This is a genomic window from Sphingobium yanoikuyae, assembly GCF_034424525.1.
GTDB lineage: Bacteria > Pseudomonadota > Alphaproteobacteria > Sphingomonadales > Sphingomonadaceae > Sphingobium > Sphingobium yanoikuyae.
In genome coordinates, this window is record NZ_CP139981.1 from 36184 (window position 1) to 60726 (window position 24543).

General features: G+C 61.4%; 25 protein-coding genes and 3 pseudogenes. 16 read left to right on the forward strand and 12 right to left on the reverse strand.

Annotated elements, in window-relative coordinates; all coding sequences use genetic code 11:
* Nucleotides 1–74 precede the first annotated feature (74 nt).
* Nucleotides 75–1547, forward strand: a complete 1473-nt coding sequence (locus U0025_RS25470; protein WP_007016074.1) for a multicopper oxidase family protein — start codon at nt 75–77, stop codon at nt 1545–1547.
* Between the two features lie 27 nt (nt 1548–1574).
* Nucleotides 1575–2159 (forward strand): DsrE family protein, encoded by a 585-nt coding sequence (locus U0025_RS25475; protein ID WP_004213260.1) that lies wholly within the window; start codon nt 1575–1577, stop codon nt 2157–2159.
* Between the two features lie 16 nt (nt 2160–2175).
* On the opposite strand, the gene U0025_RS25480 is transcribed toward U0025_RS25475, so the two are convergent.
* Both U0025_RS25480 and U0025_RS25485 read right to left on the reverse strand, forming a co-directional pair.
* Nucleotides 2176–2397 (reverse strand): GDCCVxC domain-containing (seleno)protein, encoded by a 222-nt coding sequence (locus tag U0025_RS25480; protein ID WP_004213258.1) that lies wholly within the window; start codon nt 2395–2397, stop codon nt 2176–2178.
* A complete protein-coding gene (locus tag U0025_RS25485) occupies nt 2397–2813 on the reverse strand; it encodes a mercuric transporter MerT family protein (protein WP_004213257.1) in 417 nt (138 codons plus the stop codon). Before U0025_RS25485 ends, U0025_RS25480 begins: the two co-directional genes overlap by 1 nt.
* A 63-nt stretch (nt 2814–2876) precedes the next feature.
* Here U0025_RS25485 and U0025_RS25490 point away from each other — a divergent pair.
* A pseudogene (locus U0025_RS25490) lies at nt 2877–3008 on the forward strand (MerR family DNA-binding transcriptional regulator); the annotation flags it as partial.
* 62 nt (nt 3009–3070) lie between these two features.
* Here the strand turns inward: U0025_RS25490 and U0025_RS25495 are convergent.
* Both U0025_RS25495 and U0025_RS25500 read right to left on the reverse strand, forming a co-directional pair.
* A complete protein-coding gene (locus tag U0025_RS25495; RefSeq protein ID WP_004213255.1) occupies nt 3071–3631 on the reverse strand; it encodes a recombinase family protein in 561 nt (186 codons plus the stop codon).
* Between the two features lie 170 nt (nt 3632–3801).
* A complete protein-coding gene (locus tag U0025_RS25500; protein ID WP_004213253.1) occupies nt 3802–4209 on the reverse strand; it encodes a MerR family transcriptional regulator in 408 nt (135 codons plus the stop codon).
* A 76-nt stretch (nt 4210–4285) separates the two neighbouring features.
* On the opposite strand from U0025_RS25500, the gene U0025_RS25505 reads away from it, so the two are divergent.
* From U0025_RS25505 to U0025_RS25520, 4 genes and pseudogenes are all read left to right on the forward strand, one after another.
* The gene (locus tag U0025_RS25505; protein ID WP_004213251.1) at nt 4286–4681 is read left to right on the forward strand and encodes a mercuric transporter MerT family protein; all 396 of its coding nucleotides are present in this window, start codon (nt 4286–4288) and stop codon (nt 4679–4681) included.
* Nucleotides 4682–4693: 12 nt separating this feature from the next.
* Complete coding sequence (locus U0025_RS25510) at nt 4694–5023, forward strand: heavy-metal-associated domain-containing protein (RefSeq protein WP_004213249.1); 330 nt, start codon at nt 4694–4696, stop codon at nt 5021–5023.
* Between the two features lie 37 nt (nt 5024–5060).
* Nucleotides 5061–6479, forward strand: coding sequence for a mercury(II) reductase (gene merA, locus U0025_RS25515; protein WP_004213247.1), 1419 nt, complete (start codon nt 5061–5063; stop codon nt 6477–6479).
* A gap of 91 nt (nt 6480–6570) precedes the next feature.
* Nucleotides 6571–9150 (forward strand): annotated as a pseudogene (locus tag U0025_RS25520) (Tn3 family transposase); the annotation flags it as partial.
* Nucleotides 9151–9209: 59 nt separating this feature from the next.
* Here U0025_RS25520 and U0025_RS25525 read toward each other — a convergent pair.
* Complete coding sequence (locus U0025_RS25525) at nt 9210–12179, reverse strand: Tn3 family transposase (protein WP_004213245.1); 2970 nt, start codon at nt 12177–12179, stop codon at nt 9210–9212.
* A gap of 139 nt (nt 12180–12318) precedes the next feature.
* Here U0025_RS25525 and U0025_RS25530 point away from each other — a divergent pair, with 139 nt between their 5' ends.
* Nucleotides 12319–12888 carry a recombinase family protein gene (locus U0025_RS25530; RefSeq protein ID WP_004213243.1) on the forward strand — a complete coding sequence of 190 codons (570 nt, stop codon included), beginning with the start codon at nt 12319–12321 and terminating at the stop codon, nt 12886–12888.
* Nucleotides 12889–12980: 92 nt separating this feature from the next.
* Here the strand turns inward: U0025_RS25530 and U0025_RS25535 are convergent, their stop codons facing one another.
* The gene (locus U0025_RS25535) at nt 12981–13394 is read right to left on the reverse strand and encodes a MerR family transcriptional regulator (protein ID WP_004213241.1); all 414 of its coding nucleotides are present in this window, start codon (nt 13392–13394) and stop codon (nt 12981–12983) included.
* 78 nt (nt 13395–13472) lie between these two features.
* Here U0025_RS25535 and U0025_RS25540 point away from each other — a divergent pair, with 78 nt between their 5' ends.
* From U0025_RS25540 to U0025_RS25575, 8 genes and pseudogenes are all read left to right on the forward strand, one after another.
* A complete protein-coding gene (locus U0025_RS25540) occupies nt 13473–13871 on the forward strand; it encodes a mercuric transporter MerT family protein (protein WP_004213240.1) in 399 nt (132 codons plus the stop codon).
* Between the two features lie 27 nt (nt 13872–13898).
* On the forward strand, nt 13899–14231 hold the full coding sequence (locus U0025_RS25545; RefSeq protein WP_004213238.1) for a heavy-metal-associated domain-containing protein: 333 nt from the start codon (nt 13899–13901) through the stop codon (nt 14229–14231).
* A 10-nt stretch (nt 14232–14241) separates the two neighbouring features.
* Nucleotides 14242–14490 (forward strand): mercury resistance system transport protein MerF, encoded by a 249-nt coding sequence (gene merF, locus U0025_RS25550; RefSeq protein ID WP_004213237.1) that lies wholly within the window; start codon nt 14242–14244, stop codon nt 14488–14490.
* A gap of 2 nt (nt 14491–14492) precedes the next feature.
* On the forward strand, nt 14493–15923 hold the full coding sequence (gene merA, locus U0025_RS25555) for a mercury(II) reductase (protein ID WP_004213235.1): 1431 nt from the start codon (nt 14493–14495) through the stop codon (nt 15921–15923).
* Between the two features lie 11 nt (nt 15924–15934).
* Nucleotides 15935–16561 (forward strand): organomercurial lyase MerB, encoded by a 627-nt coding sequence (merB, locus tag U0025_RS25560; protein WP_004213233.1) that lies wholly within the window; start codon nt 15935–15937, stop codon nt 16559–16561.
* A 59-nt stretch (nt 16562–16620) separates the two neighbouring features.
* Entirely contained in the window at nt 16621–17022 is a 402-nt protein-coding gene (gene merD / locus U0025_RS25565; RefSeq protein WP_037492485.1) for a mercuric resistance transcriptional repressor MerD, read from the forward strand.
* 203 nt (nt 17023–17225) lie between these two features.
* Nucleotides 17226–17870 (forward strand): MgtC/SapB family protein, encoded by a 645-nt coding sequence (locus U0025_RS25570; protein ID WP_004213231.1) that lies wholly within the window; start codon nt 17226–17228, stop codon nt 17868–17870.
* Nucleotides 17871–17976: 106 nt separating this feature from the next.
* Nucleotides 17977–18384, forward strand: a pseudogene (locus tag U0025_RS25575) (Tn3 family transposase); the annotation flags it as partial.
* 59 nt (nt 18385–18443) lie between these two features.
* Here U0025_RS25575 and U0025_RS25580 read toward each other — a convergent pair.
* The 6 genes from U0025_RS25580 to virB10 are packed head-to-tail and all read right to left on the reverse strand — an operon-like array spanning nt 18444 to nt 24542.
* Entirely contained in the window at nt 18444–18674 is a 231-nt protein-coding gene (locus U0025_RS25580; RefSeq protein WP_004213230.1) for a hypothetical protein, read from the reverse strand.
* Nucleotides 18675–18733: 59 nt separating this feature from the next.
* The gene (locus U0025_RS25585) at nt 18734–19183 is read right to left on the reverse strand and encodes a hypothetical protein (protein WP_004213229.1); all 450 of its coding nucleotides are present in this window, start codon (nt 19181–19183) and stop codon (nt 18734–18736) included.
* A gap of 39 nt (nt 19184–19222) precedes the next feature.
* Nucleotides 19223–20401 (reverse strand): LPD7 domain-containing protein, encoded by a 1179-nt coding sequence (locus U0025_RS25590; protein WP_004213228.1) that lies wholly within the window; start codon nt 20399–20401, stop codon nt 19223–19225.
* Nucleotides 20391–22307 carry a type IV secretory system conjugative DNA transfer family protein gene (locus U0025_RS25595; RefSeq protein ID WP_004213227.1) on the reverse strand — a complete coding sequence of 639 codons (1917 nt, stop codon included), beginning with the start codon at nt 22305–22307 and terminating at the stop codon, nt 20391–20393. The genes U0025_RS25590 and U0025_RS25595 overlap by 11 nt, the downstream gene beginning before the upstream one ends.
* Entirely contained in the window at nt 22285–23277 is a 993-nt protein-coding gene (virB11, locus tag U0025_RS25600; protein ID WP_004213226.1) for a P-type DNA transfer ATPase VirB11, read from the reverse strand. Before virB11 ends, U0025_RS25595 begins: the two co-directional genes overlap by 23 nt.
* Nucleotides 23274–24542 carry a type IV secretion system protein VirB10 gene (gene virB10, locus U0025_RS25605; protein WP_004213224.1) on the reverse strand — a complete coding sequence of 423 codons (1269 nt, stop codon included), beginning with the start codon at nt 24540–24542 and terminating at the stop codon, nt 23274–23276. Before virB10 ends, virB11 begins: the two co-directional genes overlap by 4 nt.
* Between the last annotated feature and the right edge of the window lies 1 nt (nt 24543).

A 24543-nucleotide genomic window follows, 5' to 3' on the forward strand; every position in this document is an offset into this window, starting at 1 on the left:
GAGGTAACCCCATGCTGATCGACCAGGCTGTCCGTATCGCTTCCGAGCTGCGCTGCACGCTGGGACAGATTTAGATGCTCGATCGACGTTCGCTGTTGGCTGGCGGAGCGGCATTGTTCGCAACCACCGCTTGCTCGCGCTCCACGCCGGGCCTCGGCGGGGGAGGTGCAAACCCGCTTCCGATGCCGCCGCTGTTGGACGCACGGCCTGGCCGCTCATTCGCGCTACGGGTCCAGTCCGGAACGACTTCATTTTATCCAGGCCGGCCGAGTGACACGCTCGGGTATAATGGCAGCTATCTCGGACCGACGATCAGGGTGCGCCGTGGCGACGACGTGGCGGCTGTCGTGACCAACGGGCTCAACGCGGACACGACTGTGCATTGGCACGGGCTTCTGATCCCCGGAGAGCTGGATGGCGGCCCCCATCAGATCATCGCGCCGGGCGCGACCTGGCGGCCCACGCTCCCGATCCGGCAGCCCGCAGCGACCCTCCTTTATCACTCACACGTCCATGGGTTGACGGCCGAGCAAGTCTATTCGGGCCTGGCTGGGGCGTTGCTGGTAACCGACGACGAAGAGCAGGGCCTGGGGCTCCCGTCAGAATATGGCGTGGACGATCTGCCCCTGCTCATCCAGGATCGCCAGTTCGAAAATGGTCGCCTTGTCATGCCAGGCGGCATGATGGTCGCCATGCAGGGCCGGCGCGGCGACACGATCCTTGTGAACGGCGCGGTGAATCCGCTGGCGGCGGTGCCAAATCGGTTGGTTCGCCTGCGGCTCGTCAACGCATCGAACGCGCGGATTTATGAGCTGTCGTTTTCCGATCGGCGGAGCTTTCACTGGATCGGAACCGAAGGGGGGCTGCTCGAACACGCAGTGGCATTGGAAGCCATAACCTTGGCGCCGGGCCAACGTGCCGAGCTTCTCGTGGACTTCACGGACGGTAGGTCCGCCTCGCTGGTGACGGCGGCTGATACCAACAGCTCGATGATGGGCGGCATGGGTATGATGGGGCGTGGCGCCCGAAGGACCGATGCCGCGGCACCAGCGACCGTGCTGCGGTTTGAACCACGGCCGTTGGGACAGGCTCGTGCCAGCGGCGTCGTGCCGACCCTTCTGGCATCACGAACTGGGCCCGACGCCAGCAAGGCGGTGCGCCGTCGCCGTCTGAGCCTCAACATGGGCATGGGCGGCATGATGGGCTCAGGAAGCGGCGGTGGCGGCCTTACGATCAATGGCAAGCCATTCGACATGAATCGCATCGATGAGACGGTGAAGCTAGGCTCCACCGAAATATGGGAGGTGTCTGGCGAAATGATGCGCCACCCGATCCATATTCACGGCGTCCACTTTGATGTTCTCACCCGCGGTGGCGGGCAGCCCGATGTTCTCGACCAGGGGCCGCGCGACACGGTCCTCGTCAAGGAACCGGTGGAGCTTCTCATCCGATTTGATCAGCCGGCCAAGAGCGCTCCCTTCATGTATCACTGCCATATCCTTGAACATGAGGATAATGGAATGATGGGCCAGTTCAGTGTTGCGTAGGCGTAGGCTCCCACTTCTGGAGAGTTTATGCAGCGCCTACCGTCCAACAGGAGAGCAAGGTTGCCAAAAAGAGCTTTCGCCACATTTCTGCTCGCGGCAACGATGCTGACCGGCGGCACCTCGCTAGCTGCACAGGATAATCTGGTTTATCCCGTAATACCGGGATTTGGCGGGATCGTGGCCGTGCCCAGTGCTGCCGAGCGGCCCGATCCCAAGCTTCGCTACCGCGTCTTGTTCAATGTCACCAAGGCCGCAAGCTCTCCCGACAAAGTGAATCCCAGCCTTGAGAAGGTCGCGCGCTTCGTGAACCTGCTAGGCGCGGACAAGGTCCATCCGGCTGGTGACATCGCCGTCATCATTCATGGTCCCGCGACCCCGCTCGTCCTGCAGAACGCGCCATATGCGGCGCGTATGAAGGTAGCGGCCAACCCGAACGCTGCGCTGATTGCCGCTCTCCAGAAAGCCGGTGTTTCAATCCGCGTTTGCAGTCAGGCCATGGTCGGAAATGAGATCATGCCGAACCAAGTGGCTTCGGGCGTTGAGATCGATGATTCGGCGCTTACAACCTTGGCGAATCTACAAATCCGGGGTTACGCGCTCATCCCGGATTGAAAGGTGCGATACCCCCTCACCCGCAGCAGCCCGCCACGGTCCCGTTCGCCTTCGCCTCCTGAATCGGAGGGCATGGGACATCGCCGAACGAGCAGAACACGCAGCAGTCGCCGGCCAGGGGCCGCAGCACCGCCGCGCAATGTCGGCAATCATAGAAGAACTGGCAGGCGTTGGTGGGCATCGTCTCGGTCGCGACACCGCCGCACTCGGGACAGGTCAGCGTGGAGGTGAGCTGCATCAGGAAAGCGCCTTTATAAGCGGCGCTTCAATGCGATCCCATATCAGCGCGGTCAGCGTCAGGGTCGTGCCGATCGTGAGCATGATCGGAGTTGCGCGGGACGGTAGGGTCACGGTGCAGGACCGATCCGCAGCGCAGGTCCTCCGACGCCGCACATACGCCCACCACCCGGCAGCCAGGCCGACGAGGGAAAGCGCCGTCAGGGCCCAGCGCAGAGGCATCAGCGCGGCGAAGGTGCTCGACAGGCCCGCCCCCACGCCCAGCGCCGCCAGCGCGAGCGGCAAGACGCAGCAGGATGCGGCGGCTAGGACCGCGCCGAAGCTCGCCAGCGCACCCAGGGCGGATAGCCCCGCGTCGGCGCGGCGTGGCGATGCGGAAGCGGCCAGGGTTTCGTGCGGCAAAATCCTTTTATTCATCAGTCGTCTCCGGCGGAATAACCCCCTAATGCCTCCTGTAGCGGCTACAGGAGCAAGCGAATTATGAGGGATGAGAAAGGCCTAGCTATCGGCGAGTTGTCGCGCCGAACCGGCGTGAACATCGAGACGATCCGCTATTTCGAGCGCGTCGGCATTGTGGCGACCCCACCCCGCACGAGCGGGGGCCGGCGAGTAGGCGTCACCTCAAGCTTTGTACGCTGAACAACGATTTTCCGGACATAATGTGAACATTGGTGTCAGGCAGCGGCGCGAAGGTACTGGTAGAGGGTTTCGCGGCTGATGCCCATGTCGCGCGCGATGGTCGCCTTGCGTTCACCGGCGGCAACGCGGCGGTGCAGATCGGCAATCATCTCATCCGAGAGCGACCGTTTCCGCCCCCGATAGGCGCCGCGCTGCCGAGCGATCGCAATGCCTTCGCGTTGCCGTTCGCGGATCAGGGCGCGCTCGAACTCAGCAAACGCACCCATGACCGAGAGCATCAGATTGGCCATCGGGGAGTCCTCCCCCGAGAAGGACAGGCTTTCCTTCTCAAACTCGATCCGGATACCTCGCTTGGTGAGGCCCTGGACCAGCTTGCGCAGGTCATCCAGATTGCGGGCCAACCGATCCATGCTGTGGACGACGACGGTATCGCCTTCGCGGGCGAAAGTGAGCAGAGCCTCAAGCTGGGGGCGGTTGACGTCCTTGCCCGATGCCTTGTCGGTGAAGGTCCGATCGAGCGACTGACCTTCCAATTGGCGATCCACATTCTGATCGAACGTGCTGACCCGGACATAGCCGATCCGTTGCCCCTTCACTGCGCACTCTCTCCATCAAAATGTCAGGTTGAAATCTATGATACGCAACGACATTCGTCAACAAATTCCGTTTATCACCCTAATCTGACAGAAACCGCGGTAGCGCCCTGACGTCCGGTTAGGCTATACTCCAAGCTGACATCACAAAATCAAATCCCTCAAAGATGGCGTCAATTGCCTTGATGGGGTAAAAACTGGAGTGCTTCCAGGATGGGACATTCGGCAACGTCATCTCCAGTGCATCTGGCTAACGTGGTCGCCAGCGTCACCTCTATCTTCTGCAAATCTGCAATGCGGCGGTGGAGTTCGGTTCTCGCCATAACCTCCGCGCAGGTTTGTGCACCGGTATCGGTGAGCGACAACAATGACCGTATCTCATCCATTGCATAGCCAAGGTCGCGCGCGCGCAGGATGAACTGCAACCTTTGCACCAGTTCCGGCGAATAGACGCGGTAGCCGTTGGAACTGCGAGGCGGCCCCGGCAGCAATCCCACCTTCTCGTAATAGCGGATGGTTTCGAGATTGCAGCCTGTTTTCCGGGCAAGCTGGGCACGCAAGATGCCGACCTGTTGCTCCATGAAAATACCTCTTGAGTCTGTAGTGGCTACAGAGCCTACACTGCGAATCACTCAGTTGGAACAAGGGATTCAAGCCATGGTCTCAACGCCGGAAGCGGGACAGCCAGCCCTCACCGAAAACCACGAGCCGAAGCAGGCAAACTGGGTTGCGGCGGGCGCATTGATCGGCGCGGGGCTCGCCTCGGCTTGCTGCGTCGTCCCGCTACTGTTGGTTATGCTCGGAATTTCCGGCGCGTGGATCGCCAACCTGACGGCGCTCGAACCTTACAAGCCCTATGTCGCAGGCGTAACGCTCGCGCTGCTCGGCTACGGCTTCTGGCATGTCTATTTCAAGCCGAAACCGCCCTGTGAAGACGGTTCCTACTGCGCTCGTCCACAATCGGCTTGGACCACCAAGGCGGTGCTGTGGCTGGGCCTTGCCGTCGCCATCCTGGCGCTCACCATCGGCTGGTGGGCACCCTGGTTCTATTGAAAGGAAATACCCATGAAAAAGACAGTATGTATCGCTATGGCCGTGCTGGCTATGGCTGGCGGCGGGGTCGCCTATGCAGTTAGTGGCACGGCGCAAGATCGCCCCGCGGCTACCGCAACCGCTCAGAAGCAAACCACCTTTGCGATAGAGAACATGACCTGCGCCACCTGCCCGATCACCGTGAAGAAGGCGATGGAAGGCGTCGCCGGGGTAACGGCGGTCACGGTCGATTTCGCAGCCAAGACCGCGCGCGCAACCTATAACCCGCGCCGCACCAATGCTGCTGCGATTGCCGCTGCATCAACCAACGCGGGTTATCCGGCGCGCGCTATTCAAAACTGAGCGGGGCGCCGCCAGCGCCTCAAGAAAGCGATAAGCAATGAACGACTGTTGCAACCGCCCCGGGCAGGAAGGATTTGACGTGGCCGTCATCGGCGCGGGTTCTGCCGGGTTCTCCGCCGCGATCGCCGCTGCCGATCTGGGCGCGAAAGTGGCGCTCGTCGGTCACGGCACGATTGGCGGCACCTGTGTCAATGTTGGCTGCGTTCCTTCCAAGACGCTGATCCGCGCCGCCGAAGCGGTGCATGGTGGGCTTGCCGCCGCGCGCTTTCCCGGCCTTGGGGGCGCTGTCCAGATGGATGACTGGTCCGTATTGGCGGCGTCGAAGGACGATCTTGTCACGACGCTGCGCCAAAAAAAATATGTCGATCTGCTGCCCGCCTATGACGGTGTGAGCTATATCGAGGGCAAGGCACGCTTTGCCGATGGTGCGCTGATTGTCGGCGATGCGCCCATGAAGGTCGGCAAGGTCATATTGGCGATGGGTGCGCACGCCGCCGTGCCGCCGATTCCGGGGATGGACAGCGTGCCCTACCTAACCAGCACATCGGCGCTGGCGCTGGATCGCTTGCCCAAATCGCTGCTGGTGATCGGTGGCGGGGTGATCGGGGTAGAACTGGGACAGATGTTTTCGCGTCTGGGCGTTGATGTCACCATCTGCTGCCGAAGCCGCCTGCTCCCCGAAATGGACCCGGAAGTGAGTGCCGCGCTGAAAAACTATTTGGAAGCCGAGGGCGTGCGGGTTTGCGCAGGTGTCGGCTATCAGCGTATCGCCCAAACACAGAGCGGGGTCGAATTGACCTGCGAGGGGCATTGTGACACCGTCGCGGCGGAACAGGTGCTCATCGCCACCGGACGCCGACCCAATAGCGACGGGCTTGGGCTGGAGGAGCGCGGCATAGTGCTTGCCCGTAATGGTGGAATCGTCGTCGATGACCACCTCGAAACGTCGGTTCCAGGCATTTACGCGGCGGGCGATGTAACGGGACGGGACCAGTTCGTCTACATGGCCGCCTATGGCGCAAAACTGGCCGCGCGCAACGCGGTGACGGGCAACCAATACCGCTACGACAATTCCTCCATGCCATCCGTCGTCTTCACCGACCCGCAAGTCGCCAGCGCCGGCCTCACTGAAACGACAGCACGGGCGCAAGGCCTGGACATCAAGGTTTCGCTGCTCCCGCTCGATGCTGTGCCAAGGGCACTGGCAGCACGCGATACGCGGGGTCTCATCAAACTGATTGCCGACAAGGCGAACGACCGTTTGCTGGGCGGCCAGATCATGGCACCCGAAGGCGCGGATTCGATCCAGACACTGGTGCTGGCGATCAAACACGGCATGACCACCCTGGAATTGGGTGCAACGATATTTCCTTACCTGACCACTGTGGAAGGCCTCAAACTGGCGGCCCAAACGTTTGATAAGGATGTCGCCAAACTGTCTTGCTGCGCCGGGTGATTGCTCGGGGATCAACCGGCAACGAATGGCCTCCCTCCAGTGCAAGCCGCTTTGGTGTCAATTTTGTTATTCGCCTCAGCGGGAGAGCAAAATGGCACGACGCCGACTTCTGACCGGAGACGAGCGCCGGCGCCTGTTCGATCCTCCTGTCCAAGAAACCGCGATCATTGGGCATTATACCCTTTCTGCGGAAGATGTTGAATTGGTTGGGCGCCGCTATGGTCCAGCAAATCGCCTCGGTCTGGCTGCACAAATCGCTTTGATGCGACATCCCGGCTTTGGTCTGCAACCCGAGATCGGGCTTCCCGACGTCATTCTTCAGTACCTCGCGGCACAGTTATTCGTCGATCCTTCCTCCTTCTCTGCATATGGTCAGCGCGCGCAAACCCGTACCGATCATGCCGATCTCGTGGCGCGTTATCTTGGCATACGCCCGTTTCGACGCGGCGACCTGGCACTTGCCCTGAATCTTGCCGCGCAAGCCGCCGAGTATACAGACAGAGGTGAACCGATTGTTCGCGCCCTCATGGTTGGCCTGAAGGGTGAGCGGTTCATTCTTCCGTCAGGCGACACACTGGAACGCGCCGGTCTTGCTGGCCGGGCACGCGCACGCAAAGCTGCCGCAGCCGCAATCGTCGAAGGCCTCAGCTCTGCTGAACTGACACGGCTAGACGAACTCGTAATCAACAACCCGGATTTCGGCATGACACCGCTGGCGTGGTTGCGTAATTTCGAAGAAGCCCCGACTGCGGCCAATATCAATGGCTTGCTTGAGCGCCTGCGCTATGTTCGCGGCATAGGTATCCACCCGGTAGTTGGGGGCGCCATTCCGGAATTCCGCTTTGCCCAATTTGTCCGCGAGGGCGGCGTGGCACCGGCATTCCTGCTTTCGGATTACAGCGTCAATCGCAGGCGGGCGACGTTGACGGCCGCAGTGATCGACCTTGAGGCCAGACTTGCCGATGCCGCGATCCAAATGTTTGACCGACTTATCGGCGGCATGTTCACGCGCGCGCGGCGTGGGCGCGAGCGTCGCTACCAAGATAGTATTCAGTCGGTGGGGCAACTCATGCGGCTGTTTGGCGCCACGATTACAGCACTTGATGAGGCTGTCCAGAATGGCGGCGATCCGCTCGAATTGATTGACGAAGCGGTGGGCTGGCACCGGCTTGTTGCGGCAAAGGCCCAAGTAGATGCCCTTGCTGATCTTGCCGGCGAGGACGCACTGGTAACGGCAACCGAGCGTTACGCCACGCTACGGCGTTTCAGCCCGGCATTTCTGGACGCCTTCACCTTCAAGGCGTCTGGAACAGGGACGGCACTGATCAAAGCCATCGATGTCATTCGCGATGCGAACACACGAAAGTCGCGCGACCTTCCCGATGGCGTTCCACTGCCATTCCCCAATCGGCAGTGGAAGCGTCTCATCACCGAAAGCGGCCGTATCGACCGCCGACGTTATGAAATTGCGATCATGGCAACCTTGCGTGATCGTTTGCGCGCCGGTGATGTATGGATCGAGGGAACCCGCAACTATCAGCGCTTCGATGCCTATTTGCTGGGTCGGCGCGACGCCGCCAAAGTGGCGGATGTGCTTCCGTTCGATTCAAATGCTGCATCCTACCTCGCTGACCGGGCACGAAATCTTGACTGGCGGCTGCGCCGATTTGCCAAGCAGTTGAAAACAAACAAGCTTGAGGGAGTGTCGCTCGAACGAGACCGGCTCAAGCTTCAGCAAATGCCGCCTGTCACCCCACCGGAAGCTGAAGCCCTCGATCGCAAGCTCGATACCCTGCTTCCCCGCGTGCGCATCACCGAGCTGCTGCTTGAAGTCGCCGAACGCACTGGTTTTTTGAACGCATTCCGTGACCTGCGCTCAGGCAAGGAGCACGACAACCCCAGCACGGTACTCGCCGCAATTCTGGCTGATGGCACCAACCTCGGGCTGGAGCGGATGGCCAATGCCAGCGAAGGCGTCAGCTATGCCCAACTCGCATGGACCCACAACTGGTATCTTTCACCCGAGAACTATCAGGCCGCGCTGGCCATGATCATCTCAGCCCATCACGAATTACCCTTCGCGCGGCATTGGGGCGCTGGCACCAGTTCGTCGTCCGATGGCCAGTTCTTCCGGTCGGGGCGGAACCGTTCAGGGGCGGCGGACGTCAATGCCAAATATGGCGCCGAACCTGGCGTGAAAATCTATTCTCACCTTTCCGATCACTTCGCATCATTCGGATCACGGATCATGTCCGCGACGGCAGGTGAAGCGCCTTACGTGCTCGACGGGCTTGTCCTGGGCGCCGGCAACCTTCCGTTGCATGAGCACTATACCGATACCGGCGGCGCCACCGATCATGTTTTCGCACTCTGCCACCTACTCGGGTTCCGCTTCGCGCCCCGGCTGCGCGATATTGGCGACCGCAAGCTGGGTTCGATCGCTGCGCCATCGACATACAAGGGCATCGAAAATCTGATGGGCCGCACCATCAAAACGGCAGCGATCGAGGCCGATTGGGATGACATCGTCAGGATTGTCGCCTCAATCAAGGATGGCACGGTGGCGCCGTCAGTAATCTTGCGAAAACTTGCCGCCTACAAACGCCAGAACAGGCTGGATTTTGCATTGGCTGAACTGGGCCGTATCGAGCGCACTTTGTTCACGCTCGATTGAGGGCGTAGCGTGGAAAGTACGCCAGACAACGCTAAGGACGAACAGTCAGGGAACGCTTAGGCGACGCGGCTATCCGGCGGCAGATTGAGGGCCTTGCGGCCATTGGAAGCAGCGGCTCTATCCCAGAGGAAATCGCCGGAGAAAGCAATATGCTCCCAGCCAACAGGGGAGGTATGGGCAAGCAGATCATCAGGCACCGCGACCGATGTTGACCGGAGATGTTGGGCAGCGGCATCCATGTAGATCGTGTTCCAATAGACGATCGCGGCGATGACCAGGTTGAGGCCGGATGCGCGATATTTCTGTGCCTCATGACTGCGGTCGATGATCCGACCCTGGCGGAATGTGTAGATCGCCTGCGTCAGGGCATGGCGCTGCTCGCTGTTGTTGAGGCCGGCATGGCATCGCCGGCGTAGATCGGGATTTTCCAGCCAATCCAGCATGAACAGCGTCCGCTCGATTTTGCCGATTTCCTGTAGCGCGACGTCGAGCTGGTTCTGCCGCTCATAGGCGGCGAGCTTTCGCAGCATGACCGACGGCGCCACGTGTCCGGCCTTGATCGACCCTACGAGGCGCAGCACGTCGTCCCATTGCTCAGCGATGATGTCGGACCGGATGCGCTTTCCCAATAGCGGGGTGAGGGACGGATAAGCTGCAACCGGCGCGATCGTCGCGAGCCGTCGGTCGGGAAAGTCGCGCAGGCGCGGGCAGAAGCGAAATCCAAGCATGGCGCACAGGGCAAAGACATGATCGGTCGCCCCGCCCGTGTCGGTGTAATGCTCGGCGATTTTCAGATCGGTGCCGTGGCTGGTGAGGCCGTCGAGGACATAGGGCGCCTCATGCGTCGCCGCTGAGATCACGTTGACGTGGTAAGGCGCGCGCTGATCGGAATTATGGGTGTAGAAGCTGAAGCCATGATCGACGCCATAGCGGGCGTTGATGTCGCCCCCCGATGCGCCGCGCTTCGCGCCCCTGAAGAACTGGCCATCGGAACTGGACGTGGTGCCATCGCCCCAGACCCGCGAGAATGGCAGGCGGTGGTGCGCATTGATGAGGACGGCGAGCGCCGCGCGGTAGCTGTCGTCGCGGATATAGGCGTCATGGGTCCACAGGAGCTGATCGCGCGTGACGCCCTGGCTCGCCGCCGCCATGCGCGACAGGCCGAGATTGGTCGCATCGGCGAGGATCGTGGCGAGCAGCGCGTTTTCATTGGGACACGGCTCGCCGGTGCGCAGGTTGGTGAACGCCGCAAGAAAGCCGGTTTCCCGCGCCACCTCATGCAGCAGCTCGGTGATGCGGATACGTGGCATCATGGCATCGAGCCGGTCGGCCAGCGCTTCGGCGTCGGGCGTCGCGATCGCGCGTACCGGCGATATCTGGAGGCGGGCGTCGCGGTATCGCACACCCTCCAGAGCGTCGCGCTTCAGGCGCTGGGCAAATTTCTTCAGCCGCCAGTCCAGTTCGCGGCCCCGCTGTTCGAGCCATTCGCCGGCTGTGGGTGGCAGGCCAAGAGCCGACACGATCGGCTTCGCCTTCGGTACGCTCAGCAGGTAGCTGTCGAACCGGCGGTATCCCGCCGATCGCTCCACCCAGACATCCCCGGAACGCAGCTTGTTGCGAAGATGCGCGATCGTCGCGATTTCCCAGAGCCGCCGGTTGATCTTGCCGTCATCGCCCACAACGATTTTCCGCCATTCCTTGCGGAAAGGCATCGGAGCGTCGGAGGGCAGATCGCGCTTGCCCGACTTGTTGAGGGTGCGCAGTATTTCAATGGCGGCGATCGTTTTCGCGCTGCCCTTTCCGGCCCTGAACTGGAGCGCTTCAAGCAGGTCGGGGGCGAACTTGCGCAACGTCGCATAGCGATCGGCCGCGACCGTCAGTGGGTCGAGGCTGGCGGTTTCCGCGATCGTCGCCACTTCCGGCCTGGCCCTCAGGAGGGTGTTCCACCCGACCGAGGCGTCCAGGGCCTCTATAGGGTCTTCGCCGGTATCGACCGCATCGGTGAGCGTGTCGATCGTCCTGCGAAAGATCAGCATCAGTCGCGCCACGTTCTTCGACGTGGTGGCATAGTTGCGCGTTTGGGCGTTCTTCGCGCGGGTGAAGATGCTGCCGATCAGCTTGTCCGCCATCTCTAGGGCGCTGTCGGTCAGCCGTTCTTCAAGATCGAGCAGGAAGGCAACCAGCGTGGCGCGCCGCCGGGAGGGAATATATCGCTCGGTCATATAGGCAGGCGAAGCGCGGCCTTCCGTGACATATTGCCGAAGTCGGTCCGCATGGATGCGACCAGCCACCTCCCGGGAGATGCCGATCTTTCGCACTTGCCGCAAGCGGTCGAGAATCTGGCGGATATGATCGGGCTTGGCAGCGACAGGGATGGTCTTGAGGAATGCGAGCTGGCTCATGCCGCCGGCGTCGTCAAAGAGCTGGTCAAGGGCTTGGACCTGTTCAGTGCTGAGATCGGCAATCAGGGCGTAGGCAGCCTGCTTGCGGGCACGCGCACGCCCCGCGCTGCTGGCGCGCTCGATGGTGGAGATGGACGGTAGCAGAATCCGGGCCTCGCGAAGGGCGGTGACGACGCCGCTTGCGATCGTCATCCCCTTGTCGGTTGCCCATGCCGTTTTCGCGGCCGCTTCTATCATAAAGGGGATATCGGCGCGGGTCGGCCCCCGAAGGCCTAGGCGCGCCGCCAGCTCGCGGGCATGGTCCGTCATCGTTTGATCCCGTGCGGCATAGTCGGCCAGATCAGTTACGCGCAGGCCAAGCTGCTCCGCGACGAAAGCGGCGAGATCATGGGGTATCGCTCCCCTGTCGCGTATCAATTGCGCGAGGGCGATGCCCGGATGCCGCAAAAGGGCGAGCTGCAGCGCGACGCCCAACCGGTTCCGTCGCTCCCGCCGCGCGCCGATGATCTCAATGTCCGCAGGCTCGAAGGTATAGAGCCGGGCCAGATGGTCACGATCGGTCGGGATCGCGAGGATCTGGCCGCGCTCGCTTTCGGTCAAGAGTTGATGCTTGCGCTTTGTCATGCCGATTCCTGTCCACAAAAGGTCAATTGCGACTATGGACAGGCATGAGTAAAGAGACATAGTATGTGGACGGATATGGGTGGGGTGAAGCGGTCGCGCTTCAGAGCGTCCACAGAACGACCGTTTGGGAGACGCCGGCATGAGCGATATTCTGGGCTATGCCCGTGTCAGCACCGGCGATCAGGATGTGGCGGGGCAGACCATACGTCTCGAGAAAGCCGGTGCCATTAAGGTGTTCACCGACGTCATGTCCGGCAAGAGCATGGATCGTCCCGGCCTCGTCGAACTTCTCGCCTACGCCCGCAAGGGCGACACGCTGGCCGTGGTGCGCCTCGATCGGCTCGGACGCTCGCTCGCCGAGCTTCTCGCTACGGTCGAGAAGCTGCGCGCCCAGGGCGTGGCGTTGCTGAGCCTTGAGGAGAAGATCGACACGTCGTCGGCCGCTGGCGAACTGATCTTCCATGTGTTCGGGGCCATCGCCCATTTCGAGCGGCGCCTGATCTCCGAACGGACGAAAGATGGCATCGCTGCTGCCCGCGCCAAGGGAAAGCGGCCTGGCCGTCAGCCCCTCGACATGGCCAGGGTCGATGCCGCCATCAAACTGGTGGAAGCCCGGATATCGCCAACGGAAGCCGCAAGGCAGCTCGGTATCGGCCGATCAACCATCTACCGGGAAATGCGCAGATTGGGTATCGAGCGCCCCGCCTGATCGGCGGGGTAGGGTGGAGAATTGCAGTCGTTCCGCTGTTGCGCAAGAAGGGGTAGTTTGCGGGAGAACACGAAATCCTAACGCTCAGCGGGTCATGAGGCGAGCACCTCGATGATCGGGCAGTCCGGCACCATATCGCCGGAGCATTGCGCGGCGGTCTGGGTCAGCACTTTCTCGATGCGCCTGAGATCGGCGATCTTCGCGCGCACATCGGCCAGATGCCGCTCAGTGCGCTCCTTGACCTCTGCGCAGGTCTGCGCGCCGCCCTCGACGAGGGCAAGCAGGCCGCGTACTTCGTCGAGCGAAAAGCCGAGTTCGCGGCCGCGCAAGATGAAGCGCAGGCGGGATACGTGGTCCTCGCCATAAATGCGGTAGCCGGAGGCCGTGCGCGGCGGGTCCGGCATCATACCGATTTTCTCGTAATAGCGGATGGTTTCCAGATTGCAGCCCGTAAGCTTGGCCAAGTCAGCGCGCTGCATTCCCTTCCCGAAAACGTGATCGCTCATCGGTCCAAAAAACCTCTTGAGTCTGTAGTACCTACAGAGCGTAGCATGAAGTGGAATAGCAATCGAGAGGCGAGTCGCATGGATCGCGCTAATATGCAAATGCAGGTTCTTGAGCAGCCAAAGGCAACGGCGAGCCGCCGGCCAGGATGGTTCGCGGCGGGCGGTGTGGTCGGAGCGATCCTCGCCTCGACGTGCTGCATCGCGCCGCTTCTCTTGTTGATGCTCGGCGTTTCCGGCGCCTGGATGGGCAACCTCACGGCCCTTGAACCCTACAAGCCCTACGCCGCCGCCGTAGCGCTCGTCTTTATCGGGCTCGGATTCCGGCAGGTCTATTTCAAGCCGAAGGGGGCCTGCGCGGAAGATTCCTACTGCGCTCGGCCGCAAGCCTCGCGCATCACCAAGTCGGCGCTGTGGCTGGCCACGGTTCTGGTCCTCCTTGCCCTGACAATCAGCTGGTGGGCGCCGCTGTTCTACTGATCACGCTACCCCATAGGAGAAACCCATATGAAACGCCCCCTTCTCATCGCGCTCGGCGCGGCGGCCCTGGGCGCCGCCGGCCTTCTCTCGGCGCCGACGATTTCACCGCTCGCCGCGCAAGCTGCCCCCGCGCAAGCCGCCGCGGTCCAGAAGACAACGTTCAGCATCGAAAACATGACGTGCGCCATGTGCCCGGTGACAGTGACAAAGGCGATGAAAGGCGTCGCCGGAGTGAAGTCCGTCACTGTCGACTTCGCCGCCAAGACGGCGACGGTCATTTATGACCCGGCGACCGCCACCGTCGCAGCCATTGCCGCCGCGTCCACCAATGCCGGCTATCCGGCCCGCCCGGCGGGATGAGGACCGCAGCATGAAGGACGCAACGCTTCTGAAGACCGGCATCGCCGGCTCGCTCATTGCTGTGATCTGCTGCGCCACGCCTTTGCTGGTTGTCCTGCTCGGCGCGATCGGGTTGTCGGCCTGGCTGGGCTGGATCGATTATGTCCTCATGCCGGCGCTCGCCTTCTTTGTCGCGCTCACCGGCTATGGCCTCTGGCGCCGACAACGCGCCGCAGATTGCTGTGCGACTGAAACACAAACGAACAAGGAAAATAGCTGAACATGTCAGACTGCTGCACCACCGAAGGAAGCCGTAAGGGCGGCTACGACCTTGCCGTCATCGGCGCCGGATCGGCCGGATTCTCGGCCGCGATCACCGCCGCCGATCAGGGCGCCAATGTCGCGCTGATCGGCCACGGCACCATCGGCGGCACCTGCGTCAATGTCGGCTGCGTGCCGTCGAAGACGATGATCCGCGCGGCCGAGGCGCTGCATGGTGTGCGGGCCGCGCAACGCTTTCCCGGCCTGGTCGGGGAAGCAAGCGTGGCCAACTGGCCCGCGCTCGTCGCGGCCAAGGACGAGCTGGTCACCAGCTTGCGGCAGAAGAAATATATTGACCTGCTGCCCGAGTACAACGGCGTTGCCTATCTGGAAGGCGCGGCGCGTCTGAACGGGCAGGGCGTGATGGTGAATGGCGCCGCGATTTCAGCGGGCAAGATCATCATCGCGACCGGCACCTCGCCGGCCCTGCCGGACATTCCCGGCATTGAGGAGGTGCCTTATCTCACCAGCACGACTGCCCTGGAACTTGGCGCGCTACCGCGCTCATTGCTCGTCATCGGCGGCGGCTATATCGGCTGCGAACTGGCGCAGATGTTCGCGCGCGTCGGCGTGGCGGTGACGCTCATCACCCGCCGCCGCTTGCTGCCGGAGGCCGAGCCGGAAATCTCCGAGGCGCTGACCGGCTATCTCCGCGACGAGGGCATTACCGTCCGGACCGGACTAACTTATCGCGGAATCGCGCGCACGGCTGCCGGCGTCGAGCTGAGTATCACCACCGACGGCGCACAGCAGGTGATCGCCGCCGAGCAGGTGCTCGTAGCCACCGGACGGGCGCCGAATACCGATGGCCTCGGCCTTGTCGAAGCGGGCATCGCCCAAGCCGACAACGGCAGTGTGGTCGTGGACGACCGGATGCGCACCTCGAGACCGGATGTCTATGCGGCCGGCGACGTCACCGGTCGCGATCAGTTTGTCTATATGGCGGCCTATGGCGCGAAGCTCGCCGCGCACAACGCGCTGAACGGCGACGACCTCGTCTACGACAATACGGTCATGCCCTGGGTCACGTTTACCGACCCACAGGTGGCGGGCGTGGGACTGAGCGAAAGGGCAGCGCAGGCAGCGGGCTTCGAGACCAAGACCTCGATCGTCGCCCTCGACCAGGTGCCGCGGGCACTGGCCGCTCGCGACACACGGGGGTTGATCAAGCTGGTCGCTGACAAAACGTCCGATCGCCTGCTGGGCGGTCAAATCGTCGCGCCCGAGGGAGCCGACAGCATCCAGACCATGGTGCTCGCGATCAAACACGGCATGACGACGAAGGCGCTGGGCGAGACGATCTTTCCCTATCTCACCACGGTCGAGGGCCTGAAACTCGCCGCACAGGGCTTCGGCAAGGATGTGGCAAAACTGTCCTGCTGCGCAGGATGAAAGAGAGCGTCATGAGCCCCACTACATATATCGAGCATTTCCCGTCGATCAGTCGGTCTCAAGATTCCGCGGAACTCCTCGTCGCGCTGTTGCGGGAACTCGCCAAGGGGCGCCCGGTATCGCGAACCACGCTTGCCGGGATTCTCAACTGGCCTGATGAGCGCATCGCCGCCGTGCTCGCGCAAACCGCCAGTACCGAATATGATGATGACGGAAACATCATCGGCCACGGCCTCACCCTACGCGAAACGGCGCATTCCTTCGAGATCGACGGCCGCCGCCTCTACGCCTGGTGCGCTTTGGATACATTGATGTTTCCGGCGCTGCTCGGCTGTACAGCCCGCGTCTCATCGCGTTGCGCTGCCACCGGAGCGCCCGTTTCGCTTACCGTGTCACCAAACGAGATACGGGCTGTTGAACCCGCCGACGTGGCGGTGTCGTTGGTGCCGCCGCAGGAAACGAACGACGTTCGTCGGTCCTTCTGCTGCCACGTCCATTTCTTTGCTTCTACCCATGTGGCGCAAGACTGGGCCTCCAAGCGTCCGGGGTTGACCATCATCGGCGTTCGGGAGGCTTTTTGTGTGGGCCAGGAGCTGAATCGACAGCTGTTGCACCCGCCACACCGGGCAACGCCATGATCGCATACAACCCAGTTGACATCGGATTTGCAGCGCGCGGATCGAACTCCGGGGAGCGCATGCCCTGCCGACAGAGGAGGGAGGTGTCCGATGCCCCCTACACAGCGTCCCGTCTGGCCCATGATGCCGGAGTGAGCGTACATATTGTGCGCGACTATGTGCTGCGCGGGCTGCTGCGCCCGGCGCGCCGCACGCAGAGCGGTCACCGTCTCTATGACGATCATGCGCTGGAGCGGATGCGCTTCGTGCGCACCTTGTTCGAGGCGGGCGTCGGCCTCGATGAACTGACCAGGCTGTGTCACGCTCTGGACGGCGGCGGCGGCGATGCCATCGAATTTCTGCTATGCCTGCGGGCACGACTTGCCGCGCGGCGCGCGGCCCTGGACGTGCTGGACGGGCATCTGGAGCAAATGATTTCCGCCATCGGTGCCGACACCGCCAAAGAATCCGCCCGTGCCTGACAACCCTGCTTCCGAATCATCCTTCCACTGCCGCCTTTGGCCGGGCGGGTCGCCGCAATTGCGCCCGGCCAGCGCCGCATCGCTGACCATAGGCGATCATACCCGTGCCCCCGCCCGGGCGATCGCCTGTTCGCGGCGGCGATGCGGCGCATCATCTCTCGTCGCGCCGCGTTTGATTTCCGCCCCCCGTTCCTGCTGTGACAATGTCGTTTTCTGAGTTCATCATCGACACATTGCTGCCGCTTGTCGCCGCCGCGACGGTCGGCCTGACACTGGGCTTCGAGCGTGAACTGGCGCGCAAACCCGCAGGCCTTCGGACACAGTTTCTGATCACGTTGGGCACGGCCATATTCGTCCTGGCTGGGCGCTCAATTCCGGGGATGGAAACCGGACGGGTCGCGGCAAATGTGGTGACGGGCCTCGGGTTTCTGGGTGCGGGAGTTATATTGCAGCATCGCGGCACCGTGCGCGGGTTGACGACCGCCGCTCTTATCTGGGTGAACGGCGCGTTGGGCCTTGCTGCCGCCACGCAGGAGTATGTGTTGGCGGGCGTAGGCGTCGGTCTGGCGCTGGCCGCGCTGCGCGTGCTTGCGCTCATCGAAAAACGCTTAGGCGAAAAGTGGCAAATCCTCGAATATCAAATTACAACATATGAGAACGAGAGCGTTGTCCAAGCCATCCACGACGCTCTCAGCAAATGCCGATTACAGGAAGGTCCGCTTGCATACGAACGACAGGACGGGGTAACCCGGATGCATATCTCGTTCTGCGACACTCCCACGCGGCACCGTGAATTCTTGGAGCAGCTCCGCAAGATGTCAGACGTCACAGATGTCAGGGTGCTGTGACGTCAGGCTGTGATCAGGTTGATCGCGGTTACTCGATGGAGGCCCGCCCCTTCCCCGATCGACGGTTCTCCGAACGTTCTCACTTAGCGTTGTCTGGCGTACTTTCCACGCTGTGCCCTCCGATTGGCTTGAACAACCGGAACTGCGACGTGCCTGTCAGGCCGGTCTCAACAAAGGCGAGGCGAGGCACACGCTTGCCGCCGCCATCTATACCAACCGGCAGGGTCGGTTCACCGATCGCTCGCTGGAAAATCAGGAATTTCGCGCATCTGGGCTGAACCTGCTGATTGCGGCGATTTCCTACTGGAACACGGTCTATCTCGACCGGGCCGCCCAGCACCTCAACGCTGTCGGCACGACGTTCGATGCGGCACTGCTTGCGCACCTTTCTCCGATGGGCTGGGCGCACATCAGTCTGACCGGCGATTACCTCTGGGAGCAGGCCAGGCGACTTCCAGCAGGTGAATTCCACCCACTCAACGAGCCAATGGCGCGGTTGAAGCGTGTAGCGTAGCCCATGTTCCGCTTATGTCCGAGAAATCGTTGTCTGGCGAACAAACCTTGAGGTGACGCCTACTTGCCGTGCTTGGTCCAACCAACGCTGTTTGCACGTTCCAAAGCGACCAAGGCGTCTGATACCGCCTTCTGCGCGACTAGAAGATAACCTTCGGCAATGCTGGGCCATGTTAGCTCATCGAACGGATTTGTGACGTTGCCGCTGAAATAGTCGAGAGCTTCATGGGCGCGTGCAGCCGCCTCGATTACCTTGGCGGTATGTTTCTTTGCCCTGTCAGATTTCTTCATCGTGCCTCATGAAGCCATAGCCCATCAAGAGATCGCAAGCGGTGGCAGCTGCCACCGCTCTACCTTCCGTCAGTTTTGAGCCTGTCACGATCTACGGACAGCTGGGGTAGGACCGGATACTTTAAGGCTTCACGCTCCCGCGCCCGACCTTCATCTATCCCGTATGATGTGCCAATCATCAAACCTACGAAGAACACGGGGATCAAGAGCAGAAGCATCGAGCCGAAGCGTGTTCTACGGCGAGAGCTTTGGATCGCGAGCGCATCACGTTGCAGCTTGAGAGCTGTTATGATCGTCTCGGTAGCAAGGGTGATTTCATGGGCGTCGTCGCCCACATTTGTAAGCAATTGCTCAACGTCCGTCAGAGGGCGTTCCACCTGTTTACCCACTTCGCTTAGATCAGACCAAGCGAGGTTTCTGGAATGAATCACGCGAAGCAAGGTTTCAATGTGACGATCGAGATCGGACACGCCTCTCGATGGCACCGGATCAGACCGGGGAATGTTCATCGTGCGGTTTCCTGTTTCCAAAAGGCATGTGCCATGCACTTAGCGCGAGCGGGACGGCTTCCGCTCCTGCTGGCGAAGCGTCAAATCCTCGCGCGCTATGCGGGTAGCCTCGTTCTGGCGCTGTTGCTCGAAACGGGCCGCAGGAATCGGTCCGCCGTTCTCAATCCGCTTGGCCACCGTTTCCTTCGCGTTCTCGATGTAGCGCGCCTGATCCTCCTTTTTGGGAAAGCGCGTTTTAGCTTCGATTGAGGCCGCCAGGACGTGCGACTGCGCGGCCTTGAATTGCGGATCGGTCGCATTCTCGCGGTGGGAGTTACGGCGGAATTGCTCGGCCGCTGCGCGAGACTCGGTAGGGTCTTGCTTTGCCATGCTCGCTCTTTTCGTAGGGTCTTGAGCTTCGCGCGCCTTGTCACGCGCCGCCAGTCTTTCTCCCTCAAGCTTCAGCTGGGGAGAAGGCTCGAAGTCTTTGACGGCGACACCGGCGCGGGCGGCTTCCAGATAGACCGCCTTCTTGAAATCATCGCTGCCATGAACACGGATCGACTGCCAGCCATTATGCTTCGCAATGGCGACCGCATCGCCAATCGCATGGTCCTTGTTGATCCGAATGCCATCTTGTCCCTTGATCGACATATCGGGCTTTTCATCGCGGCCGCTCCGAAACAGATCGTCGCCTACGCGCAGATATTTGCGTTCGATCTGCGCCGGAAGGGCCAAGGTTGTATCCTCGACCTTCTTGTCTTGGTTCGCCGTCTTCGACGGAGCGTCGGCGCGGGAGGGCGCAGGCTCTGATTTTTCCGCCTTCGACCGTTCGCCCTCAACAATATTCAGCGCCTTGTCGGCCGGGGCCGATGGTGCCGCTTCGCGCTTTACCGTCCGAGGCCAAGCCTCAACATCGGCCAGCGCGGCGCGCTCGCGGGGCTCCAATTCAGCGGCAGGCGCCCCGCGTTTTACGGCGCTATGATAGTCCCTAATAGCAGGGCTTAAGTATTGCCCCACCGGCGTTGAGCCATCGTTCTGCCAGTCCGTGGATGCTAGCCAAGCAGTTTTGCCACCTTTCTGCATCGTCAGCGAATGATCGCCATTGTCCGCCTTGACGTAAGCCTGCATCGCATCGGGAAGAGTAGCGAACGACTGTTTGCTGTTCCCCGGTCCGCCGCGAACTTCGAAAGGGCGTGGCTCAGATGCACCGCGCTGGCTTGTGTCATCATCGGCCATATTCTTCTCCTTCACTTAGAACTAGATCCCGGCGCTGGCCTTCCCACTCCTCTTTTGTCGGGTCGGGACCAATAATGTCGTCGAAGTCGATTTCATCGAAAGCCATGCTGCCGTCCTTCACTGTCAGGTTCGGCATGTCGCGATCGAGGGCGAGAACGTCTTCGGGAATGTCCTGCACCTGGTCATCGGCCAGTGCGGAATAATCGTTGAAAGCCGCCAGCTCTTCATCGCTCAGATCATCGATGGTCGCGATCGGGGCGATCGGCTTGGGCAGCGCCGGCACTTTCGGCGCAGGCGTCAAGCGCGAGCGGAACACGGCATCCTTGAAGTAGCGAATTTTCTTCCCGCGAATGACGGGGATACCGCCCCGGATGACGAGAATATCGTCTTCGGGCAGCTGCATCAGCTCTTGAGGGAGCATCAGTGCGCGCCGCTGTTCGGAGATTGTCTTGCTTCGATTGGCGAGCAATCCATGTATCGTCAGGGACCGGCTTTCCGCATCCTGACCGAGATAACCGAGGCGTTCGGACAGTTCCTTTGCGACCCGCAGTTCCTTGGGCGTGAAGGCAATTTCGACCCCGCAGTTTGATACGATTTCGTCCGCGCCATGCTCCCCATAGACATTTCGCAGCTGGGAGCGTGACTGGATGACGGGAAGCAGACGAAGCCCATAGCCGCGCACATAGGAGAACGCATTTGCAATGACCTGGGCGCGGCCGAGCCGCGCAAATTCGTCCAGAATGAGCAGCACGGACAGCTTTTCGCTATCGTCGGGCAGTTGCCGCGTGTTGAGGTCGATCAGCTGTTGGAAAAACAGATTGTAGAGCGGCGCGACCCTATCGAGTTCATCCGGCGAAACGCCGAGATAGATCGAGGTCGGGATGCGGCGAAGGTCCGTCAGGGAAAAGTCGCTTTCGGCAGTCGCGCGATCGACAATCGGATTGATCCAGAGATTGAGCTTGGAGGTGACGGTCTGGATAATGCCGGTGAATGTGTTGTCAGCGCTGGACGTAAAATCGCTCAACGCAGCGCGGCACCCTTCCGATAGCGCACCATCGCCGGCTTCCTTGGCGAAGAATGCCTTCATCCCTGGCATCGTGATGGTCCGGTAGATCTCGCCAAACGAGAAGGGACGTTCAGGCTTGGCCGCGATCCACGATGCAATGCCGACAAATGCCGTGCGGGCTGATTCCGTCCAGAACGCCTCGCCCTTTTCCGGAGGCACGAAGAGCATCGTGGCGATCTTCTGCAATTCGACCAGAACCTCAATCGGGTCGGACCTGTTGATGTAGCTGAGCGGGTTGTAGCGGGCCGTGCGGCCTTCCCTGTCCGTAGGGTTGAACAGGACAACCTTTTGGCCGCCTTTGCGGCGGAAACCCGCCGTGATTTCGTAGTTCTCACGCTTAATATCGAGCACGACAACCGAATCCGGCCATTGCAACAGATTGGGAATGACGATGCCGACGCCCTTGCCCGATCCGGTAGGGGCTTCGAGCAATACATGCTCCATCTTACCCACCATGAGAAAGCCGTTGCGGAAAAAGCCATTGCGGAAGCGGCCGAGCACAATGCCCTTTTTCGCGCGAAGGCCCGCCTTGCGGATTTCACCTTCGCGCGCGAAACGAGCTTCACCGTGAAGGTTCTTTTTCGGCCGCAGGACGATCGCCATGAGCAACACCGGCAACGGCACGCCTATGACCGCGCCTCGCCAAAGCGCTTCGGTCACGACAGGATCATGCCGGTAATACCAGAAGAAGCCGGGGAGCGTGAGCGGATCATAAGCCGCGGCGGGCATCTTAAGGAAGAACCACGCCACCGTGCCGGTCAGCAGGCCGATCAGCAGGAGCGTGATCGGAAGGAGGACGAGGGCCAGTGCGAGCCTGTTAGAGCCTGTTTTCTGGATCAAAATATATCTCCGTCACGCGAAAGCGGCCTTCGACCTTCTTGGTCTGCACGACCACATCAACCAGCAGCTTGAGCAGGCTGCGAATGTCGTCACGGGCCAGATCGGCGCCGCCCTCGCTTTCCTTGACCAGCAATGTCAGCTGTTCGAACGCGAGTTCGGCCGAGTCCGCATGGATCGTCGTGATCGAGCCGGGATGGCCTGAGTTGACGTTGCGGAGATAGAAGAACGCGGTGCCGTCGCGCAGCTCCTGCAACAGTATCCGGTCAGGCCGCATACGCAGGGCCGATTCCAGAAGATCCTTTGCAGAGATTTTCGCGGTGCCCTGCTTGTCCTTCGCGTAGAGCATGTGGACCACGTTGCGATGCGGAACGACCAATTCGCGCGTGTCTTCGATCGTCAGCAGCCGCTCATGCGGCGGAATGAGCTGGATCAGCCCTTTAGAGAGCGTCGTCTTTCCCGAGCCGGTAGCGCCCGAAATCAGGATATTCTTGCGGCCTTGGACCGCCTTTTGGAAAAATTCGACGTGCTTTCCTGCGTCGAGCAGATCGCGCAATTCAACATCGAGCGGCGAGACTTGCCTAGTTGCGATCTTTGTCTCGCTAAACAGCCCACCGCGCTCGAAGTCCTCCATCGTCAACGTCACCGATGACGGTTTGCGGATGGTGATGGACACGGTGCCGGCAGGGACAGCAGGCGGCACAACCAGCTGCACGCGCTCACCGCTGGGGAGGATTGTGGAGCAGATCGGCGTGGACTGGCTTATGTCCTGATGCGTGAAAGCCGCCGCTGCCCGCGCGAGCGCGAGCAGCGACTTTTCATTGAGGTCAGGCAATGTCTCCCAGGACCATCCATTGCGCGTTTCAATCGCCGCTTCGCCAGCCTTGTTAATCACCAGCTCCGTTACGTCCTCACGCGCAAGAAGAGGACGCAGCGGCAGCAGGGCGTTTTCGAGGACAGCCGTATTGCTCACTGGCCGCGCCTCAGCCGCAGGCCGTAGATGTTGGAGAAATCGAAGTCGCGAGCGACCATAATCCCCACTTCCGCGCCCTGATTGATGCGAAGCACCGGCTGAATCTGCATCGTGTCCCGCAAGATCGTGTCCGACGCTTGGCTGGGAACCCGCGTGACATTATCGGCGTCGGAGACTTCCGAGGCGGCGATCGAGGCGGCATCGTTGAGCGAGCTGAACAACAGCGCGGCCCCGAAGCGTTCCCAAAAGAAGTTCTTCACGCCGCCTGCCATACCTGAACGGCCAAGCGCGTCGCTGGCGGGCGAACCTACGTCGATCGCCACGCCGCGAGGCGTAACCGCGCGGTTCCATACCGCAAAGAGACGATATTTGCCGCGCTGGACGCCGGTTTGATATTCGCCCAAGACGCGCGTTCCCTTTTCCAGCAGGACGACGCGGCCGTTGTCCGAATAAATGTCGCGGGGAATGATGCAGCTGACATATCCGGGCTGACTGGAATCCATCGCCGTTTGCAGCACGCACGGAATGAACGACCCTGCGAGGATCAGCATATCGCGGTTGCCAATGTCGCGGCCTGACACCCGATCAATTTGCGAGGTTTGGCGCATGTTTTCGAGATTTGTCCGGCGCGATCCACCTTGCCCATCACCATCGGCCGACGCACCAATCAACTGCGCGCCCTGTGCTCCTGTGCCGCCGCCCATGGGCAGGCCGGTGGCAGCTGCCACCGCTCCACCGACCCCGCCGCCGTTTTCGCCACCATAAGCCATGATCCCGGCGCGGCGTTGGGCCTCAGCGATGACTTGCCCCTCAGACTTTTGGGGGCGGCCATTCGCGCCGCCCGTGCGGGGCGCTTGGCTTCCATCAAGCGCCGGCACTTCCGTCATGGGCACCGGCGCGTTCGGATCATTTGGCGCATCGGCAAGCGTGGGCGCTATGATCGACTTGGGATCGTAGTTGGCGAGCTGCCTTTCATCCGGCTTTTCCGCTTTCTCGGCCTTTTCGGTTGGATCGCTCCGCATCGCGTCGATTGTGCTGAAACCGAGAACGATCGCGCCGCAGGCAACCGCCGCGAGAACGACCGCCTTTTTGGGGTCGATCGACCTGTTCGGCAGAGCGGCAATCTTCGCCTGGCGCTCGCTTTGCCGCTCAATATCTTCGGGATCGGGCACCGGCTCAGACGCGAGGGGCCGGTTTTCGACCGTCTCGCCCTGCGAGATGATGTTGTCGCCATGCGGCGCGTTGTCATGATCGTTCGCAGCCATT

What these genes read in the sequence shown, in the direction of transcription:
- U0025_RS25485 (WP_004213257.1), bottom strand. Translation starts at nt 2,813, where the DNA reads ATGAATAAAAGGATTTTGCCGCACGAAACCCTGGCCGCTTCCGCATCG.
- merF (WP_004213237.1), top strand. Translation starts at nt 14,242, where the DNA reads ATGAAGGACGCAACGCTTCTGAAGACCGGCATCGCCGGCTCGCTCATT.
- U0025_RS25585 (WP_004213229.1), bottom strand. Translation starts at nt 19,183, where the DNA reads ATGAACATTCCCCGGTCTGATCCGGTGCCATCGAGAGGCGTGTCCGAT.
- U0025_RS25475 (WP_004213260.1), top strand. Translation starts at nt 1,575, where the DNA reads ATGCAGCGCCTACCGTCCAACAGGAGAGCAAGGTTGCCAAAAAGAGCT.
- U0025_RS25590 (WP_004213228.1), bottom strand. Translation starts at nt 20,401, where the DNA reads ATGGCCGATGATGACACAAGCCAGCGCGGTGCATCTGAGCCACGCCCT.
- U0025_RS25525 (WP_004213245.1), bottom strand. Translation starts at nt 12,179, where the DNA reads ATGACAAAGCGCAAGCATCAACTCTTGACCGAAAGCGAGCGCGGCCAG.
- merA (WP_004213235.1), top strand. Translation starts at nt 14,493, where the DNA reads ATGTCAGACTGCTGCACCACCGAAGGAAGCCGTAAGGGCGGCTACGAC.
- U0025_RS25510 (WP_004213249.1), top strand. Translation starts at nt 4,694, where the DNA reads ATGAAAAAGACAGTATGTATCGCTATGGCCGTGCTGGCTATGGCTGGC.
- U0025_RS25500 (WP_004213253.1), bottom strand. Translation starts at nt 4,209, where the DNA reads ATGGAGCAACAGGTCGGCATCTTGCGTGCCCAGCTTGCCCGGAAAACA.
- U0025_RS25505 (WP_004213251.1), top strand. Translation starts at nt 4,286, where the DNA reads ATGGTCTCAACGCCGGAAGCGGGACAGCCAGCCCTCACCGAAAACCAC.
- U0025_RS25535 (WP_004213241.1), bottom strand. Translation starts at nt 13,394, where the DNA reads ATGAGCGATCACGTTTTCGGGAAGGGAATGCAGCGCGCTGACTTGGCC.
- U0025_RS25545 (WP_004213238.1), top strand. Translation starts at nt 13,899, where the DNA reads ATGAAACGCCCCCTTCTCATCGCGCTCGGCGCGGCGGCCCTGGGCGCC.
- virB10 (WP_004213224.1), bottom strand. Translation starts at nt 24,542, where the DNA reads ATGGCTGCGAACGATCATGACAACGCGCCGCATGGCGACAACATCATC.
- U0025_RS25530 (WP_004213243.1), top strand. Translation starts at nt 12,319, where the DNA reads ATGAGCGATATTCTGGGCTATGCCCGTGTCAGCACCGGCGATCAGGAT.
- U0025_RS25480 (WP_004213258.1), bottom strand. Translation starts at nt 2,397, where the DNA reads ATGCAGCTCACCTCCACGCTGACCTGTCCCGAGTGCGGCGGTGTCGCG.
- U0025_RS25540 (WP_004213240.1), top strand. Translation starts at nt 13,473, where the DNA reads ATGGATCGCGCTAATATGCAAATGCAGGTTCTTGAGCAGCCAAAGGCA.
- U0025_RS25570 (WP_004213231.1), top strand. Translation starts at nt 17,226, where the DNA reads ATGTCGTTTTCTGAGTTCATCATCGACACATTGCTGCCGCTTGTCGCC.
- merB (WP_004213233.1), top strand. Translation starts at nt 15,935, where the DNA reads ATGAGCCCCACTACATATATCGAGCATTTCCCGTCGATCAGTCGGTCT.
- merD (WP_037492485.1), top strand. Translation starts at nt 16,621, where the DNA reads ATGCCCTGCCGACAGAGGAGGGAGGTGTCCGATGCCCCCTACACAGCG.
- U0025_RS25580 (WP_004213230.1), bottom strand. Translation starts at nt 18,674, where the DNA reads ATGAAGAAATCTGACAGGGCAAAGAAACATACCGCCAAGGTAATCGAG.
- merA (WP_004213247.1), top strand. Translation starts at nt 5,061, where the DNA reads ATGAACGACTGTTGCAACCGCCCCGGGCAGGAAGGATTTGACGTGGCC.
- U0025_RS25470 (WP_007016074.1), top strand. Translation starts at nt 75, where the DNA reads ATGCTCGATCGACGTTCGCTGTTGGCTGGCGGAGCGGCATTGTTCGCA.